The organism is Synechococcus sp. Cu2B8-bc1011 (genome assembly GCF_047302735.1).
In the GTDB taxonomy this organism is placed as follows: Bacteria; Cyanobacteriota; Cyanobacteriia; order PCC-6307; family Cyanobiaceae; genus Synechococcus_C.
Map to the genome: position 1 here is coordinate 106,107 of NZ_CP138915.1, position 15,507 is coordinate 121,613.

Sequence of the window (15,507 nt, forward strand, 5' to 3'; positions counted from 1 at the left end):
GCTCCTGACTGACATTGGTTCACTTTCAAATTAATCGGCATAAGCATGATCGAGTATTTATTGCATTAGTCCGCTAATACTTTTTTGTGCAAATGCGCAAATACAAGCGGTCGCTTGGGGGCCTAGATGAAAGGTTAAGACCGGAAAAAGCAGTGACCTTTTGCCTAAGCAACAGCAAAAGCATGAACAGGAGGCTTACCAGCTACATCCCTTCCAAGCTCCTCAATGCCTAGAGCAAGCCATGCCTTGTAGCCATCAGCGGCATTAGCCCAGAGTGCCATCAGCAGCTCCTGCAGTAGAGCCAGCGTCATCTGAGTGTCGAGGGGCATTGGTTGAGGGCAACTGCTTGAAGCATTCCCCGCTTCAGAAAGCCTCAGTCAAGTAAGGCTGCAATGTCCCTAGCTGACACCCTTATTTTAGCGATCTCGTTTTATCTATTTTCTGCTCAATCGTGCCAGGGAGTCGGAGTTGATCGCTGCCGCTGAACGAGTATTGGCCGGAGTTGTTATTTATTAAGGGTATTTTTTCAAGCAAATATCATAATTAGCAGGATCAATAGCTGAGCTAATGGGAAAAACTACATTGTTCAGCAAAGTGCCTTTAGCATCATCTACTTGCTCCACTGCTTGTACTGCTAAACCAGCCAAGCAAGTTTCGTTATCGTCATGAATTCTTATATCCCGGTTGCTCGGTGATGCTATTAAAGCATTGATTACGGGCAGTTTCGGAACTTCTTTAGCGGTTGCAGTTGTACTTGGTCCACCAAAGCGAACTTCAATATCAGCTGAAACTCTGGTCTCGAATGATTCGTCGTAGGAGATGTTCACTCCTGCTGTTAATCCGTTGCTGATTTCATAAGCAACTCTTCCAAGCACACCAGACCCATCAGCAGATCCAAGGTCACCATTTTGGTAGTAGTACCCAACAGAAGCATTCAGCTCAGGCGTGATGAAATAACCAACATCAAGCCCGTAGGTGTTAAGTGCACCGCCTTGGTAAAAGAAGTTGAGATCTTGCTCGGTATCACCTATAGGAAGTAAGGCATAGGCATTGAAGTTCCAGTCATTGGAGACCGCTTCTGCATTGACTGCCACCTGCTGGAAGAAAGCACTCTTTTCTGTTCCAAACAACGGAATGCCGGTATCGGTTCCACCTGTATTCATTGGGCGGCTGTCATAACCAGCATTCAGCCCGTACATCCAACTGCGGTCACCATTCAGCCAGCGGTAACCAAGCCTTGATGAGGTTGAGATGGTGGTGCCAGCGACATCGGTGTTAATGATGCTGCTGTTGTTCTCGTAATCAGCGAAATTAGCGTTAGCGAGGACATCAAGAAACCAGACGCTGTTGTCGCCGACAGACAGTGGAAGGAAGCCACCAATACCTGCTTGGTTAGGCGTGCCAGCACCCTGCAACGCCCCTTGAAACCCAAGAGTTGGCTTGACCACATCCTTAAGGCTGATGCTCATCACACCAAGCTCATCAGCACTGCCCTCTTGCGCAATGGCAGGTAGAGAAGCAACAGAAATGGCAGAAGCCAAAAGCCCCAGGGAGAGACGACGCAGCATGGGGCGTTAATTAGATGCCTGAAGGATGCCTCGCTTGTGCTGGTGATGCCAGATGCAGTAGGCAGTTTCAGCTTTGCTGATATTCAGTAGGCAATAAAAACCCCGCTCGTGGCGGGGACAGCATCTCTAAATCATCTCAAGTAAGCCAACGGGTAATAACCGTGCCGTCGTAAATATGACCTGAAGCTTCAACAACGGGTTTGGTTTCTGGATTTATAAAGATGTCATAGAGGACATTTTCAGGTCCTTGAAACATCACTGTTGCTCTACCAGGATCGTCCTTGGAGACTCCGATATAAAAAGTCTTAACTCCCATTTGGGCAAACATTGCCTGCTGCTCAGGCGCATTCATATGCGTGCGAAATTCCTCGAATGTATTGCTGAGCTTGAAGTCCAGAACAGTTGTTTCGGTCATCTCATAAAAGCAGCTAGATAATTTCAACACATTTTTTTTAGTTATGGAGTAGTTCGCCAAACAGGTAGTCAGTTCTGAGGAGCTAAGCAGCGTTCCCAACCAATCTTCTGAAGGTTGATCCACATCTCGATGCCTAGGTGTCTGAGCATCCGCTGCTGCCTAACAGGTTTCCCAATGCGAGCTGACAAGTGGTAGTAGCTCACCAGAACGAACTGTGCATGTTGCGTTGGTGTGTCGGGCTTGATCTGCAAGAGCATCCCTTCTTGCCTGTTGACCAGCCAGCCCTCACCGTTGAGCTTCTCCTTGTATCGGGCGTAATCAGGCTGCTGCTGCCACATCACTGCAATTTGGCGAGATTGCTGATTGGGTGAATGGCGTTCCCACCGCTTTTGCGCCGTCTACATCTGAAGTCATTTTCGAATGCGACCTATCCCATAGCCGACTGCCAGCCCAATGGCACCACCGAGAGTGCCAGCACTAAGCGAATCGATATTTTCATTATTCAATGACTTGATGATTGGAAGAAGGAACGATGCAGCAAGTAGAGCAATAACGCCAATCAGCACTGCATCCAAATGCGGCTGCTTTCGGTTGACCATTGCAATGCGGCTTTCATCTGCTGGTGGAGCAGCTTTGGCATTCAGCTCCTGCTCGATTCGCTCAAGTTCCTTTTGTGCGTCTGTTCTGGTCATTTCCAAAAAGTAATCGCATCTCCCAGCAATCACATCCCCCATACGGGTAGAGACCCATTCATTCACTCGAAAGGATGAGTCAAGGCATAAAAAAGAAGGCGACTAAGCCTTCTTCGGGGGGTGTGAGGAGCCAAACCTTGTGAGGAGTTGGCCGAGCACATGTTGAGGAAATTCCGCAGAACAGTCAATCAACTGATACGAAGGGACTTGCTCAGTAGGATTTCTGAAGCATTATTCATCTGTGAGGAGGGCTTCTTCACGGAGTGGAAACTAGGCAACACGCCCAAAAAGAAGCCGAGAGACCCTGCCTTTGGCGGGGTTTTCTTTTGTCTATTGCAGTGGGTAGTTTCAGCTTTGCTGGTGGTCCTGATGCATTGGAGTGGAGTGAAATCCTTGGTCGGAAGTGATCGCCAGCTCTGAATAGCCTTGGGAAGACTCACCAACAAACATGCTCCACGCTGAACGTGTCGCCTTGCAAGGCATCTTTGAGCTGGATTGTGCAGAGGAGGTTTATCTATCTGTGATGGACAGCAAAAACCCCGAAGCCGTAGCCGCGGGGATGCGATTGTTGCTTACTCAGATGCACTCATGGAGCCATCAGATGTTGGCTCGAATGACGGTGGACCTATGGATGCAAGGGCTGCCCTAGAGGTCAGTTCTGCCTATCAATAACCGCCTGGCTCGTATGGCTTCTTGCCTGACTCGTAGACGGTCAGCGTGTATTGCCCCTCACGAGTGAAACGCTTGAAGTCTTCGGTGTTCTGGCGCTCGTAGGTCTTGCCCTGCTCAGCAGAGGGAAACTTGAACGCCCAGCGGTTGCTGTCGATGTAGACGTTGCCCTGCATCTGAGTGAAGGAGCAGGTGAAGTCCTCCATCGGGATGGAGTCGTCATGGCGTGACAGCTCACAGAGAGCGCCTCTGACGGTGTCGGCTTGAGCGACAGGTGGATCAAGCGGCTCGCTCACTGCAAAGAGTGCTGCAGCAGACGTGATGGCGGTGAGGGTAGTGCGGATCATGAGCGTGCCTTCTTGATGAGCAGGTAAACACCGGTGGCAGCGGTGGTCATTGCCGCCGCTCCACCGAGAGGAATCAGCGCGAATGGTTCACGCAGGACGCCGTCCTTCTCGACATAACTGGGGCTGGCCTCCCAGCCGATCCAGGCGGCCGGTGTGAAACCGACGGCGAATGCGCAGATGGTGCGGGTCATTGCGATACCTCAAGCGTGTACTGACCAGTACGGGTGAAGGTGAGCGGTATCCGGTTAATGCGGATGAAGCTTTTGCCTTGCTCGGCGATGGGGAACTCGAAGTTCCAACGATCACTCCAGACCTGGACGTTGCCAAATGCTTGGCGAAAGTCGCAGTTGAAGGTTTCAACTGCGTTGGTGTCGCCGTACCTGATGAGTCGGCATTTGGATGGGCTGATTTCAGCCATGGCTGGTGAGGTAATGCTTAGAGCTATAGCCGCAGTCATAAGCGAAGGAATAAATCGAGTCATCTGTTTGTAATTGGTTTGTTGTTGACTGTTAGTGCTTGGCTTTGTTGGCAAGCTGTATAGATGTTGGGTAGTTTGAGAGTTTTGCCTTTCAGCTCATTTTTAGGAGATAAAAGAAAGACTTCTTGTAAATCACTTCTTCGTCAGGTGTGTAGCCATTGCTGACTTGGTTGCAGATGGCATCTCCCTCCTTTGCCCCTTTGTTATGGGTGTGTCCGGCCTTGAGGCTTCCCGACATTGAATTAATCAATTGATTGAAGACGAGCGCGCTCTTTCTCTGCCATAGCAGGGTTCAATTCCGCCCACTGGTTCATTGCAGGATTTGCAACAAGGTATGCGTCATAGCTGCAGTCATATGCTTTGAGCTTGAAGTCGCATTTTGGGCCCTCTCTTTTTGCTTTCGCAGCGGCTGCAGCGAGCAGTCTCGGCTTTGCTGTTCTGCTCTCCCAAGCGGGTTAAAGACTCACACCCAACTGCCAAGCCATCAGTCTGTTGAACAGTTCTCTGCGCTGTGCGGCGACTAAGCACCTTTAATTCCGCCAGCTGCGTCACCACTGCAGTGGAGCTGTAACCCTCTAAAAGCTGGGCGTGCGCTTGCTTGACCCGATCAAAAACCTCTACTCGATGAGCCAAGAAAGAAGCTCCCAGCGTTTCAAGGCTGCTTTCAGCTTTTTGCTTGATCAAAGCCCAGCTCAGCAAGAGTTGCCCAAAGACGATGCCGGTAGTCCTTTTGATCAAGCCTGTTGATCGCGTAATCCAAAACGCTGATCTCAGACCGATAAGCCGCGGCCAAAGTACCCATGCATTTGTCCTGAAATTTGTCCTGAATGCATCAAGCAGCAAATTCAGTGCAGCAAAGCCCTTGTCCTGGAATGGTTTAAGGGGGCATTCCACCCCCACGAGTCACTTGGGTGATAAGGCTGACTTCACCCCATCTCCCTTAAAAGGGTCAGGCAGCAACAGGGGCTGCTTGACGGGAGAAACGTACGATGTTGTTCGCAGTTACGGGATTTGCTCTGACCGAGCAGGCTTCAGTCACCCTCCTTATGCCCCGTCGAAACCATTGCAGCCCCGAAGGGAGAATGGAGCTGAGCGGAATCGAACCGCTGTCCGAAACACCGGTGTGGACCACCTAGTCCGTTCAAGAACGGACTTTTTCATTCTGGCATCAAGAGCGCAGCAATGCTCGACCAAGCGATCCTCAGATGCAACAAGTTATTGCACAAAACCTTGAGAGGACTATCAAAAAGGCACTGAAACCACTTCATAGATCCCTGCTGAATCGGCACGAACGCCTGCTTCCCTCTTAAGGAATAAGGAACGTTTAACTGATTACCACCAACCACCAACGAAGAAGCTTTGGACATGGAAACTTGCCAGCGACTAGAACCAATAGTGACCTCCCCTCGAATCACCTTGGCCACCTTCACGGAATCACCATAAAAAACAAACAAAAAGCCAATAATGAACTTTATCGAGCCTGGCAACGCAGCAACAAACAACGATAGTGGCTCAGCATTTGCATGAAAGAATATGAGGCCAGCAAGAAAACATCAAAACCAAACCATATCAATAAAATCAAACCAAGAGTGTCGCCGAAAAGCAGCAAAACACCTGGGCAACACACAAACTAGAAAATCCAAAGAAAATCCCAAAAGGAGCTCACTCCTAAAAGCAAGTGACTACTCTAAAACCACTGATTGACAACGGATTTGGCCAAATTCAACCAAGTCTCTCTAAGAATCGTGATTTGGCTGATGGGGGCTGGTTACCTCTTCATTGAAGCCCGCGAATTCGTAGCCACTAAGCAACTCTCAAACATAGCAATATTTGCCATTTTGTTCATCCTAGCAAGCTACCAATCAAGCGTTTCGCGACTTTATATCTCTCTCAAGAAATTCGCGCCAGCATGTCGCTGTTACCGGGCATCAAGCCTGATGTTTACAGCTTCATTAATGGCAGTATTCGATGCTTCTCTTGACTTTTTAAAAAGCTCCATCTCACCCGAATCCCTCGCACCGATCGCCCTTACCTTGCTCTTCATCCTGGGGTGGAGTGTGAATTTAACGGCAGTTATCTTCACCCTGATCTCAATGGAATTGTTTCTCCCGATCATCATCTCTGGACCAAGCACACAACCTGCCGATTGGGATTCGAATACCGTTTCAAACAGTGGTGATTAAGCAAAAAACAGAGTGAAGAAGCAAGCAAGATCTGAGCGCATCAAAGGCGTTTCCGTACTCCCTCAAGGATTAGAGGAAGCTGGAGTGGCTGAGCTCGTGGCTCTCGGAGCCAAAGCGGTCAAACCACTACGGAGAGCGGCCACGTTTGAGGCCGACATGGCTTGCTTCTATCGGCTTCATTTGCAATGCCGACTTCCTTTTCGATTGCTTCGAGAAATGGCTCGTTTCCGATGCGATGGCCGCGAGACGCTGTATTCAGGGATTCAGGAAGGACTGAACTGGGAACGTTGGCTGCATCCTTCGATGAGTTTCCGGGTGGATGTCACCGGCACGGCTCCCGGCCTCAATCACAGCCACTACACCGCACTACAAATTAAGAACGCGATCGTCGATCGACAGCGCGACATCTGGGGGCAACGGTCCTCAATCGATCTCGAAGAACCCGATGTTTCCCTGCATGTGCATCTCGATCGAGAGGGTGGGGTCCTGAGTCTGGATGGATCAGGCGGCAGTCTCCACCGCCGCGGCTACCGCGCAGAAATGGGGGAGGCTCCGCTCAAAGAAAACCTTGCTGCTGGTTTGATCCGCCTGAGCGGATGGACAGGAACAACGCCTCTGGTCGATCCGCTCTGTGGCTCAGGGACGCTCCTGATCGAAGCGGCCTCCTTGGCTGCAGGCCATGCCCCGGGACTGAACCGCAGCTTTGCCCTTGAAGGCTGGGCTGATTTTGATGACAACCTTTGGAGAGAAGAAAAAGAGCGCGCGCTCAACCGCCAAGAGCAGGACCAATTCCAGCCGATCATCATTGGCTGCGAACAGGATCCATCAATTGCCAAACAGGCTCGCAACAACGTCGAGGCCGCTGGTCTCTCCCACTTGATCTCCATCCAAACGGGAGATTTCAGAGATCTCAAACTTCCAGAAGGACCAGGAACGATCGTTTGCAATCCTCCTTATGGATTACGTGTCGGAGCCGATCAGGATCTTGAGGCGCTGTATGGCGATCTCGGTGGCATGGTGAAAACCCAGGCCTCAGGATGGGACTTCTGGTTGCTCAGCGGCAATGCTGGTGTCACGGGAGCCCTCCGGATGAGAGCGTCCCGACGTATCCCGATCAACAATGGTGGGATCGACTGCCGCTGGTTGCACTACCAGGTGCGTTAGCCGCAATCGATCAACGCCCCATCACAGCACGGGTGGTTTTGGACAAGCCTTCAAGGGTCTGCGGCAAATAAGGACCCTTCGCCAGCTGTCCTCCAATCCGCAAGCTCGCACCAGCAAGCACCACATTCAACACAGCAAGGGTGAGCAACGACTGCATCAAGGTCCAGTTGAAAGCGGTTTGCGACCAAACAACAAAAGCCGTTTCAACAGCCACAAGAGCCAGGAGCATCAAGGTTCCGCCCATGGCCAAAAACACTCCCCCGCTGATCAGGCGACGCTTCTCGCGACCGACCTCCTGCAACGCAATTCGCACATGCAGGTCCATCACCGAACCAGCTAAAGCTGTCACTCGAGCCGCAGCGCCGAATCCCCTTGGGCGGCTCTCTTGAGATCCTGGAAGTTCACTCATCAGGAACGACGACCTCCAGTTAGCAGGGCACCCACCAGGACGCCAACGCCAGCAGCGATGGCCAACGCCATCAGCGGCCGCTCCCTGACGGGACGTTCAATCTTGGGTCGCAAGGTGGCATTGAGATCATCAAGCAGCTGCTCGAGTTGCTCCTCGAGGGGCTCAAGCGTGTCCGCAAAACGACGCACACCATCACCGGGCTGATGCATCAGATCTTCCAGCTGTTGCTGCACGGTTTGCACCGCTCGATCGCCTTGGGAGGCAATCAATTGCACAACCTCATCAAAACTGCCCCGGGTGGCCTCTAAGGCTTGATGCGTCACCTCGGGCCACCGACGCTGGATTTCAGGGACGAGAGACTCAAAATGATCCCGAAACCGTTGCGCAAAATCCTTGTCTTCCTCTTGGGATGGAGCTGAGTCCATGGATAGGGGTAACGCCTTTCTCAGCCTAGAGATGGTGTCCAGGAGATGACACCCATCACCGTGCAACTGTCTCGATACCTATTCCTGGAACACACGAATGCGCCAGATGATCCGACCTGCCGACATGTGGATTTACTCCTGGAAGATGGCGCAAGCTGCCGCACCTGGCGTCTGAGCAGTGTGCCCCTTCCCAACGGCCCCAGCCTCCAAGCCATCCCCTTGCCAAGGCACCGTCTGATCTGGCTTGAGCGAACGTCAGCGGCAGTGTCTGGAGGACGCGGCTGGGGACGCCGCATTGTGGGAGGTGCTTTTCAAGGGGTCTTGCCCGACAACCCAAAGGAGCCGATCAAGGTTGAACTACTTGGCACTGCCGCTCTCCACTTACCAGACCCCTTAACCCTTGAACTGGCCAATGGCGAATGCCGGCTGCACACATCGGCTCATAACGGTCCAGCAAAAAGCCCTTGAGCTTTTCAGAAGCTTCGCTAGTTTTGATTTGCTGACAGCTGTGTCACCTGTTGGTCCATATCAATCAGGTCGGACTGACCCATTTCAAGTCCTTCGGTGGGGCGATGACCATCCCCCTCGAGACCGGGTTCACTGTGGTGACCGGTCCAAATGGGTCTGGAAAGAGCAATATTCTTGATGGAGTCCTTTTTTGTCTCGGCCTAGCCAATAGCCGAGGGATGCGTGCCGATCGCTTACCCGATCTGGTCAACAGCGGCATGCTCAAAGCTGGCAAGTCGGCTGAGACCACTGTCAGCGTGCGTTTTGACCTGAGCGACTGGCAACCAGATGCAGCAGAAGAGGGGATTGAGCCCCCTGAAGAGGGTCCCTGGATTCAAGCTGATGCCAATGAGTGGACGGTGACGCGCAAGCTGCGCGTGATGCCTGGAGGCTCGTACAGCAGCACCTACAGCTCAGACGGTGAGCCATGCAATCTGCAGCAGTTACAAACCCAGCTGCGCCGATTACGCATCGATCCTGAAGGCAGCAATGTCGTGATGCAGGGCGACGTGACTCGGATTGTCTCGATGAGCAATCGGGACCGCCGCGGCCTCATTGACGAGCTGGCGGGTGTGGCACTCTTCGACACTCGAATCGAACAAAGCCGCCGCAAGCTCGACGATGTGCAAGAGCGGCAAGATCGCTGCCGCATCGTTGAACAAGAACTGCTCACAGCGCGACAACGTCTTGAAAAGGACTGCGCGAAAGCACGGGCCTATCAAGATTTACGCGATCAGGTTCAGCGTGGCCGACAGCAAGAGCTGGTGCTGGCCTTTGAAGCAGCTGAAGCGCAGCTGAAGCAGCTCAAAACCCGCCAACAACACCTCAGCGAACAGGAGGTCCGCGACAGCGCAGCAATCAAGGAGAAAGAGAGCAGCCTGTCGGAGCAGGCCACACGCCTCCAAACCCTTCAAGACAGCGTGAAAGCTCTAGGCGAAGACCAACTACTCAGCGTGCAGGGTGAATTGGCCGGTCTCGACCCCCAGAACCGCGAACTCGAACGTCAAGCCACGCAACATCAGCAGGAGGGCGAACGCTTACAAGGACTGCGACACAACCTCACCAGCCGCCGTCACCAACTTCAAGCAGACAGCGAAGGACTCAAACAAGCCAACAACCCAGAGGTCCTCCAGGCAGCAGAGCAAGCCTGCCGCGATGCCGAAGCTGCGGTTGAAATCTCGCGCAGACGCCTCGGCGACGTGGCCGGGCGATCTGGAGCCTGGCTGGATGAGCAACGTCAAAGAGCAGCACGCCGCTCAGACCTACAGACCACGCTCACTCCTCTTCAAGAGGAACAACAGCAATTACAAGAGCGTTTGCGTCAGGACGAAGCCCGTCAATCCGAGCTGCAGCTGGAACGAGACGAAGCCGGCGCAGAAGACCGCGAAGTCCAAGACCAGCTGGAACAACTGGAACAGGAGTGGCAATCGCTTCTGGAAAGCCTGCGAAGCGGCAAAGAACAGCTTCAAGAACGCGCTGAAGCCGTTGCGATCCAACAACGCACCCGCACCAGGCTTGAAGAGGAGCAAACCCGTCTGGAGCGGGAAATTGCCCGTTTGGAGAGTCGACGAGAGGCCTTACAGGAAACACGAGGGACGGGAGCCTTGCGCCTCTTGCTGGAGGCGGGGCTGGATGGAATCCATGGAGCGGTGGCCCAACTTGGCGAAGTGGAAGATCGTCATCGCCTGGCCCTAGAGGTGGCAGCAGGAGCACGCATGGCCCAGGTGGTCGTTGACGACGACCGGATCGCAGCCCGTGCCATCGACTTGCTGAAAAGCCGGCGTGCAGGCCGTTTAACGTTTTTACCTCTCAACAAGATTCGATCCCAAGCCGCCGGTGGTGGCGCGGCGATGGCCCGTGGCCGCCGACCGGAGGGGGGCAATGGCGACGGCCTCATCGGTCGAGCGGTGGAGCTGATCCGCTATGAGCCGATCTACAGCGACGTATTCGGGTACGTCTTTGGCGACACCCAGGTGTTCAGCGACTTGGGCAGTGCTCGGCAACAACTCGGGCGTTTCCGAGCTGTGACCCTCGAAGGCGAACTGCTCGAGAAAAGTGGCGCGATGACGGGGGGAAGCTTCAGCCAACGTAGTGGTGGACTGAGTTTTGGTGTCAGCAGTGACAGCGATGAGGCCGAGCCCCTGCGGCAACGGTTGCTCGAGCTCGGCGAGACCCTGGCGGCTTGTCGACGTGAAGAAAACCGGCTGCTTCAATCTCTCGAGCAAGAACGACCACTCCTGCGTCAGCTGGAGCAGAGGCAAGCGGCTCTCGATGCGGAGAGAACGGCAGCCAAGCGAGCCCATGGACCATTGCTGGAGCGTTGCCGCCAACGCAGCGAACGTCTCCACAGCCTTCAAGTCAACCGCACGGAACAGGAACAGCGGCTCCAAGTTCTCAAAACCACCATCAACCCTCTGCTGGAAGAACTCGAGAGAATCTCCACCGAGGAACAAAAAGTGCAAGCCGAGGCCGATGCCGGGAATTGGCAACAACTCCAGGCCGAACTCGAACAGTCGGACAACGCCCTCGAACAGGCCCGCCGCCATCGTGATGAGCGTCTTCAACATCAGCGTGAACGCGAGCTCGCACAAACCCGCATCGGTGACCAGCAACAGGCCATTGAAGAAGAGGAAAACAGTCTTCAACTAGCGGTCACAGCACTCGCTGCGGCACATCAACGCTGGCGGGAGGAACAAAAGGAGTTGGAGGAACGCCGTCAAACTCTGGAAAACCAGCAACAAATCCTCCAAACCAAGTTTGGAGAGGAGCGTCGCGCTCGGGATGCAGCGGAAGCTGCCGTGGCCGAATTGCGTCAGAACCTCCAGCAAGCCCGCTGGGAACTTGAACGGTTACAGGAGGAGCGCCAAGCGATTCAAGAGCAACTGCGCAGCGGTGGAATCCGACTCGAAGAGCTCAAGCCAACACTGCCCAACCCCCTTCCCGAGATCCCAGAAGAGATTCGCCATGCCGGGCTTGAGGCACTGCAAGACCAGCTGCAGCAACTTCTAAAACGGATGGAAGCCCTCGAACCGGTCAACATGTTGGCCCTCGAGGAACTAACGGCCCTGGAAGAAAGGTTGGGAGACCTGGGCGAACGCCTGGATGTGCTCAGCCAGGAGCGCGAAGAACTGCTCCTGAGGATTGAAACCGTGGCCACACTCAGGCAAGAGGCGTTTATGGAGGCCTTTCAAGCCGTCGATGGACATTTCTCAGAGATTTTTGCAAGCCTCTCCGAAGGCGATGGCAAGCTGCAACTGGACAATCCGGATGACCCCCTCGAGGGAGGGCTCACCCTGGTTGCTCACCCAAAAGGCAAGGCCGTGCGCCGCCTAGCGGCCATGTCTGGTGGGGAGAAGTCCCTGACAGCACTGAGTTTTCTGTTTGCACTGCAACGCTTCCGCCCCTCACCCTTTTACGCCCTTGATGAGGTCGACAGCTTCCTCGATGGCGTGAATGTGGAGCGGCTGGCCGCGTTGATCGCCCGTCAAGCCGAACAAGCCCAATTCCTTGTCGTGAGCCACAGGCGACCGATGATTGGCGCCTCTCAGCGCACCATTGGTGTCACCCAGGCTCGTGGCGCTCACACCCAGGTTGTGGGATTACCCGATGCAGCTTGAACAGCGAGCTCCCGGGTCTTGCGTCAAAATGAGTCGAATTGCTCCGGCAGAGGCCTGCGTTTGAGCTCGTCCCCGTCCCCCAACGACCCACTGGCAACCGTCCCCAGCGACAGGCTGTGGCTTCGGTCGGAATTAATGGGGACCCAAGTCATCACCCGCGACTCAGGCAGACGCTTGGGTGTGGTCGGCGAAGTGGTGGTCGATATCGACCACCGCGAAGTGGTTGCCCTCGGATTGAGAGACAACCCGCTCACCCGTTTCTTACCGGGACTTCCCCGTTGGATGCCCCTGGATCGCATTCGCCAAGTGGGGGACGTGATTCTTGTTGATTCCGCAGACTCCCTAAGCGAGGCCTTCTCTCCAGACCGCTACAGCCGGGTGATCAACTGCCAGGTGATCACAGAATCGGGGCAAACCCTCGGCCGCGTGTTGGGCTTCTCCTTCGACATTGAGACAGGCGAACTCAGCTCGCTTGTGATGGGAGCCGTTGGTGTTCCCCTTCTTGGAGAGGGCGTGCTCAGCACCTGGGAAATTCCTGTCGATGAAATCGTTAGCAGTGGCGCCGACCGAATCATTGTTTATGAGGGTGCCGAAGACAAACTCAAACAACTGAGCAGTGGGGTGCTGGAAAAACTAGGCGTCGGCGGACCGAGCTGGGAAGAGCAAGAGCGGGAGCGATACAGGGTGAACATCGTCCCTGTCGAAAACCAGCTCAGTTCAGGGCAAGCGGTGGAAGAGGCACCACGAATGCTGGAAGCCTCAGAATCACAACGCTTCGAAACGGAACGGGAACTCGAGTACGTCGAACTGGAAGATCGCCGCAGTGACAACACGCGTGAGCGTCGCTACCTCGATGAAGCACCGATGCAGGAGCGAGAGAACTCCTATCGAGAGCCCTATCGCGAACCCGAGAGATACAACGAGCCCCCGTTGTATCGAGAGCCCCAACCGTTCAATGGACGACGGTCGGTCGATGAGAGACAGCCGCTGGATGAGCCACAACGATTCAATGAGCAACAGCGCTACAACGAATCTGACCGGTTTCGCGAACCCCAGTCTTTCCAGGACGAAGACCGCTATCAAGCCCCTCAGCGCCCATCACAGCCACCTCAGGAACTCGATGCAGCTCCACGCTTCGAGCAACGTCCAAGACCGGCGTCTCGTCGTCCGATCGAACGGCCAGGCGAACCCCTTGATGTTGAACCCATCGAGCTTCGCTCTCCTCAAGACCAGGAGAGCCAGCCCCTCGATGATCCCTGGTAACTCCAGGGATCAATCCACACCTCAACTCAAGCGGTGGCTTTCTTTTTGAAGTCGAGGGAAGCACTGTTCGTGCAGTAGCGCTGACCTGTAGGAGCCGGTCCATCGTTGAACACATGTCCTAGATGGGCATCACAACGTGCGCAAAGGATCTCTGTTCGCACCATCCCATGGCTTCGATCCTCATGGGTGCGAATGGCACCCTCGGTCACACCATTCCAGAAGCTTGGCCAGCCGGTGCCCGACTCATATTTTGTGCTGGAGCTAAAGAGGGGTGCATCACAACAGACGCAGTGATACATGCCGTCTTCCTTGTGATTCCAGTAGGCACCGGTAAAAGCAGCTTCAGTACCGCCCTGACGCGCCACTTGAAACTGGGTGGGGCTGAGTTTCGCCTTCCATTCCTCAGGAGTGCGTTCCACCCGATCACCACCTGCTACTGGCGCACTCGTCATGACTCAAATTTGAACTAGCAGGGACGCTAGTCGGAAAGAGCTAAGGGCAAGAGTCCCTGAACTTCCTCAGCAAGTGCTCTAACAGCACCAGGTTCACCCCGAAGGCCGCGCAAATCATCGCGTTGCCCCTGCAACCTCTCGGGTGTCGCGAGCCAGGACTCAGCCTCAAGGGCAATTTGCTCAGGCGTGATCGGACCCACGCGTTCAGGAACCACCATGCGACCAGCGCTGATGTTTGGCCAAGCCATGAATCCATGGTTTCGGAGACGCCAAGCGCTCAGCAACAAGCCGATCAGACGCCGCAGACCAGGCAGACGGGCCAAGAGCCCGAGCCAACCATCCCAAGCCTGCATCACACCCAGATGCTGGGTGGGAACCAACACGATCATGGGCACACCCAGAGCGCCAAGTTCAGCCGTGTTGGCTCCGACGGTGGTGAGCGCAAGCTTGCACTGGCTCAGGGCGCCGTGGGCTGGAGGATTTTCCTGCAAGTGAATCTCCGTGCCATTGCGTGTCATCAAGCGCCTCAATCCCTCGCCGGCACGAGCCGGTTCAATCGAGGCGACATCGGTGTCGTAGGAGGCAGCGATGGGATTCGAGCAACTTGCATAACGTTCCAAGTCTTCGACGGAGGTGGTAGGTGCCACCGGCAACAAAAATCGGCAGCCAGGGCGTTGAGCCGCCAAACGGTCTGCAGTTTCCAGCAGAAAAGGAACACCCACGCTGAGTTTGGCCGGTTTCGATCCCGGTAACAAAGCCACCCACTCCCCCGATGGCAGCGGGGCCTCTTCTTTGGCATGGCTGGACAGATCCGCCATCAAGTCACCCACCACGCGGCAGCGAGAGCGAAAGCGTCTGGGCAGCTGGTCTCGCACCGTTGGGGCCATAGCAGCGATCCGATCGTTCCAGCGCGGCCAACGCGCCACCCACTCGGCGTAGGTGATGTGGCGATAGCCCAGCCGAGCTGATAACAACACACTCCAAAATTGATCCCCACCCAAAAAGACCACCACACCTCGGTCTGGCCAGCTCCCAAACCGAGAAGGCTTCAACAGCAGCAACCAAAACTGCCTGGCCAGAGTGATGCGATCAAACAATCCCCAACGGGAAGCTGCGGCGGCTTCCGTGCCAGTGGCATTGGGACAAGGGACCAAAACAAGCCGCAGGCTCACCAACGAGCCAGGGGCTCGAGGCCGCATCAGCAGGCGTCGATGCAGACGCTCAGCAAGGGGACGAACCCAGGTCGTGAGTTCACCAGGGCCGTTGGAAACGAAGACCACAGCCAGGGTTTGGTCCTTGGTGGGTGACGTCACTCAGT

At 54.7% G+C, this 15,507-nt stretch carries 20 protein-coding genes; 6 read left to right on the forward strand and 14 right to left on the reverse strand.

Features of this window, described 5'->3' with window-relative positions:
- Positions 1 to 164 precede the first annotated feature (164 nt).
- The 5 genes from SIC18_RS00570 to SIC18_RS00590 all read right to left on the reverse strand — a co-directional run bounded on the left by SIC18_RS00570 (position 165) and on the right by SIC18_RS00590 (position 2,741).
- Positions 165 to 329, reverse strand: coding sequence for a hypothetical protein (locus tag SIC18_RS00570; RefSeq protein ID WP_413429907.1), 165 nt, complete (start codon positions 327 to 329; stop codon positions 165 to 167).
- Positions 330 to 512: 183 nt separating this feature from the next.
- Complete coding sequence (locus SIC18_RS00575) at positions 513 to 1,568, reverse strand: carbamoyl-phosphate synthase (protein WP_413429908.1); 1,056 nt, start codon at positions 1,566 to 1,568, stop codon at positions 513 to 515.
- A 136-nt stretch (positions 1,569 to 1,704) separates the two neighbouring features.
- On the reverse strand, positions 1,705 to 1,983 hold the full coding sequence (locus SIC18_RS00580; RefSeq protein WP_048346112.1) for a DUF3764 family protein: 279 nt from the start codon (positions 1,981 to 1,983) through the stop codon (positions 1,705 to 1,707).
- Between the two features lie 68 nt (positions 1,984 to 2,051).
- A complete protein-coding gene (locus tag SIC18_RS00585; protein ID WP_048346111.1) occupies positions 2,052 to 2,321 on the reverse strand; it encodes a DUF1651 domain-containing protein in 270 nt (89 codons plus the stop codon).
- 72 nt (positions 2,322 to 2,393) lie between these two features.
- Complete coding sequence (locus SIC18_RS00590) at positions 2,394 to 2,741, reverse strand: hypothetical protein (RefSeq protein WP_157028528.1); 348 nt, start codon at positions 2,739 to 2,741, stop codon at positions 2,394 to 2,396.
- Between the two features lie 382 nt (positions 2,742 to 3,123).
- Here SIC18_RS00590 and SIC18_RS00595 point away from each other — a divergent pair, with 382 nt between their 5' ends.
- Positions 3,124 to 3,324 (forward strand): hypothetical protein, encoded by a 201-nt coding sequence (locus SIC18_RS00595; RefSeq protein ID WP_048346108.1) that lies wholly within the window; start codon positions 3,124 to 3,126, stop codon positions 3,322 to 3,324.
- A 16-nt stretch (positions 3,325 to 3,340) separates the two neighbouring features.
- Here the strand turns inward: SIC18_RS00595 and SIC18_RS00600 are convergent, their stop codons facing one another.
- The 5 genes from SIC18_RS00600 to SIC18_RS00620 form a co-directional block, all read right to left on the reverse strand.
- Positions 3,341 to 3,691 (reverse strand): hypothetical protein, encoded by a 351-nt coding sequence (locus SIC18_RS00600; protein WP_048346107.1) that lies wholly within the window; start codon positions 3,689 to 3,691, stop codon positions 3,341 to 3,343.
- Positions 3,688 to 3,882, reverse strand: coding sequence for a DUF3955 domain-containing protein (locus tag SIC18_RS00605; protein WP_413429909.1), 195 nt, complete (start codon positions 3,880 to 3,882; stop codon positions 3,688 to 3,690). The genes SIC18_RS00600 and SIC18_RS00605 overlap by 4 nt, the downstream gene beginning before the upstream one ends.
- A complete protein-coding gene (locus SIC18_RS00610) occupies positions 3,879 to 4,109 on the reverse strand; it encodes a hypothetical protein (protein ID WP_413429910.1) in 231 nt (76 codons plus the stop codon). Before SIC18_RS00610 ends, SIC18_RS00605 begins: the two co-directional genes overlap by 4 nt.
- A 724-nt stretch (positions 4,110 to 4,833) precedes the next feature.
- Complete coding sequence (locus SIC18_RS00615) at positions 4,834 to 4,971, reverse strand: hypothetical protein (RefSeq protein WP_413429911.1); 138 nt, start codon at positions 4,969 to 4,971, stop codon at positions 4,834 to 4,836.
- Between the two features lie 355 nt (positions 4,972 to 5,326).
- Positions 5,327 to 5,671, reverse strand: a complete 345-nt coding sequence (locus SIC18_RS00620; RefSeq protein WP_048347249.1) for a hypothetical protein — start codon at positions 5,669 to 5,671, stop codon at positions 5,327 to 5,329.
- Positions 5,672 to 5,869: 198 nt separating this feature from the next.
- Between SIC18_RS00620 and SIC18_RS00625 the strand changes: the two genes are divergently transcribed.
- Positions 5,870 to 6,352 (forward strand): hypothetical protein, encoded by a 483-nt coding sequence (locus SIC18_RS00625; protein ID WP_245407141.1) that lies wholly within the window; start codon positions 5,870 to 5,872, stop codon positions 6,350 to 6,352.
- Positions 6,353 to 6,364: 12 nt separating this feature from the next.
- Positions 6,365 to 7,516, forward strand: a complete 1,152-nt coding sequence (locus SIC18_RS00630; protein ID WP_413429912.1) for a THUMP domain-containing class I SAM-dependent RNA methyltransferase — start codon at positions 6,365 to 6,367, stop codon at positions 7,514 to 7,516.
- A gap of 10 nt (positions 7,517 to 7,526) precedes the next feature.
- Here SIC18_RS00630 and SIC18_RS00635 read toward each other — a convergent pair whose 3' ends face one another.
- Both SIC18_RS00635 and SIC18_RS00640 read right to left on the reverse strand, forming a co-directional pair.
- Entirely contained in the window at positions 7,527 to 7,925 is a 399-nt protein-coding gene (locus SIC18_RS00635) for a phage holin family protein (protein ID WP_048347251.1), read from the reverse strand.
- On the reverse strand, positions 7,925 to 8,350 hold the full coding sequence (locus tag SIC18_RS00640; RefSeq protein WP_048347252.1) for a glycine zipper domain-containing protein: 426 nt from the start codon (positions 8,348 to 8,350) through the stop codon (positions 7,925 to 7,927). Before SIC18_RS00640 ends, SIC18_RS00635 begins: the two co-directional genes overlap by 1 nt.
- A 45-nt stretch (positions 8,351 to 8,395) precedes the next feature.
- Here SIC18_RS00640 and SIC18_RS00645 point away from each other — a divergent pair, with 45 nt between their 5' ends.
- The 3 genes from SIC18_RS00645 (at position 8,396) to SIC18_RS00655 (ending at position 13,737) form a co-directional block, all read left to right on the forward strand.
- Positions 8,396 to 8,818, forward strand: coding sequence for a hypothetical protein (locus SIC18_RS00645; protein ID WP_413429913.1), 423 nt, complete (start codon positions 8,396 to 8,398; stop codon positions 8,816 to 8,818).
- A gap of 104 nt (positions 8,819 to 8,922) precedes the next feature.
- The gene (gene smc / locus SIC18_RS00650) at positions 8,923 to 12,474 is read left to right on the forward strand and encodes a chromosome segregation protein SMC (RefSeq protein WP_245407143.1); all 3,552 of its coding nucleotides are present in this window, start codon (positions 8,923 to 8,925) and stop codon (positions 12,472 to 12,474) included.
- Between the two features lie 60 nt (positions 12,475 to 12,534).
- Complete coding sequence (locus SIC18_RS00655; protein WP_048348321.1) at positions 12,535 to 13,737, forward strand: PRC-barrel domain-containing protein; 1,203 nt, start codon at positions 12,535 to 12,537, stop codon at positions 13,735 to 13,737.
- A gap of 26 nt (positions 13,738 to 13,763) precedes the next feature.
- Here the strand turns inward: SIC18_RS00655 and msrB are convergent, their stop codons facing one another.
- Both msrB and SIC18_RS00665 read right to left on the reverse strand, forming a co-directional pair.
- A complete protein-coding gene (gene msrB / locus SIC18_RS00660) occupies positions 13,764 to 14,189 on the reverse strand; it encodes a peptide-methionine (R)-S-oxide reductase MsrB (RefSeq protein WP_250395351.1) in 426 nt (141 codons plus the stop codon).
- 26 nt (positions 14,190 to 14,215) lie between these two features.
- Positions 14,216 to 15,502 carry a glycosyl transferase gene (locus SIC18_RS00665; RefSeq protein WP_413429914.1) on the reverse strand — a complete coding sequence of 429 codons (1,287 nt, stop codon included), beginning with the start codon at positions 15,500 to 15,502 and terminating at the stop codon, positions 14,216 to 14,218.
- Positions 15,503 to 15,507 lie beyond the last annotated feature (5 nt).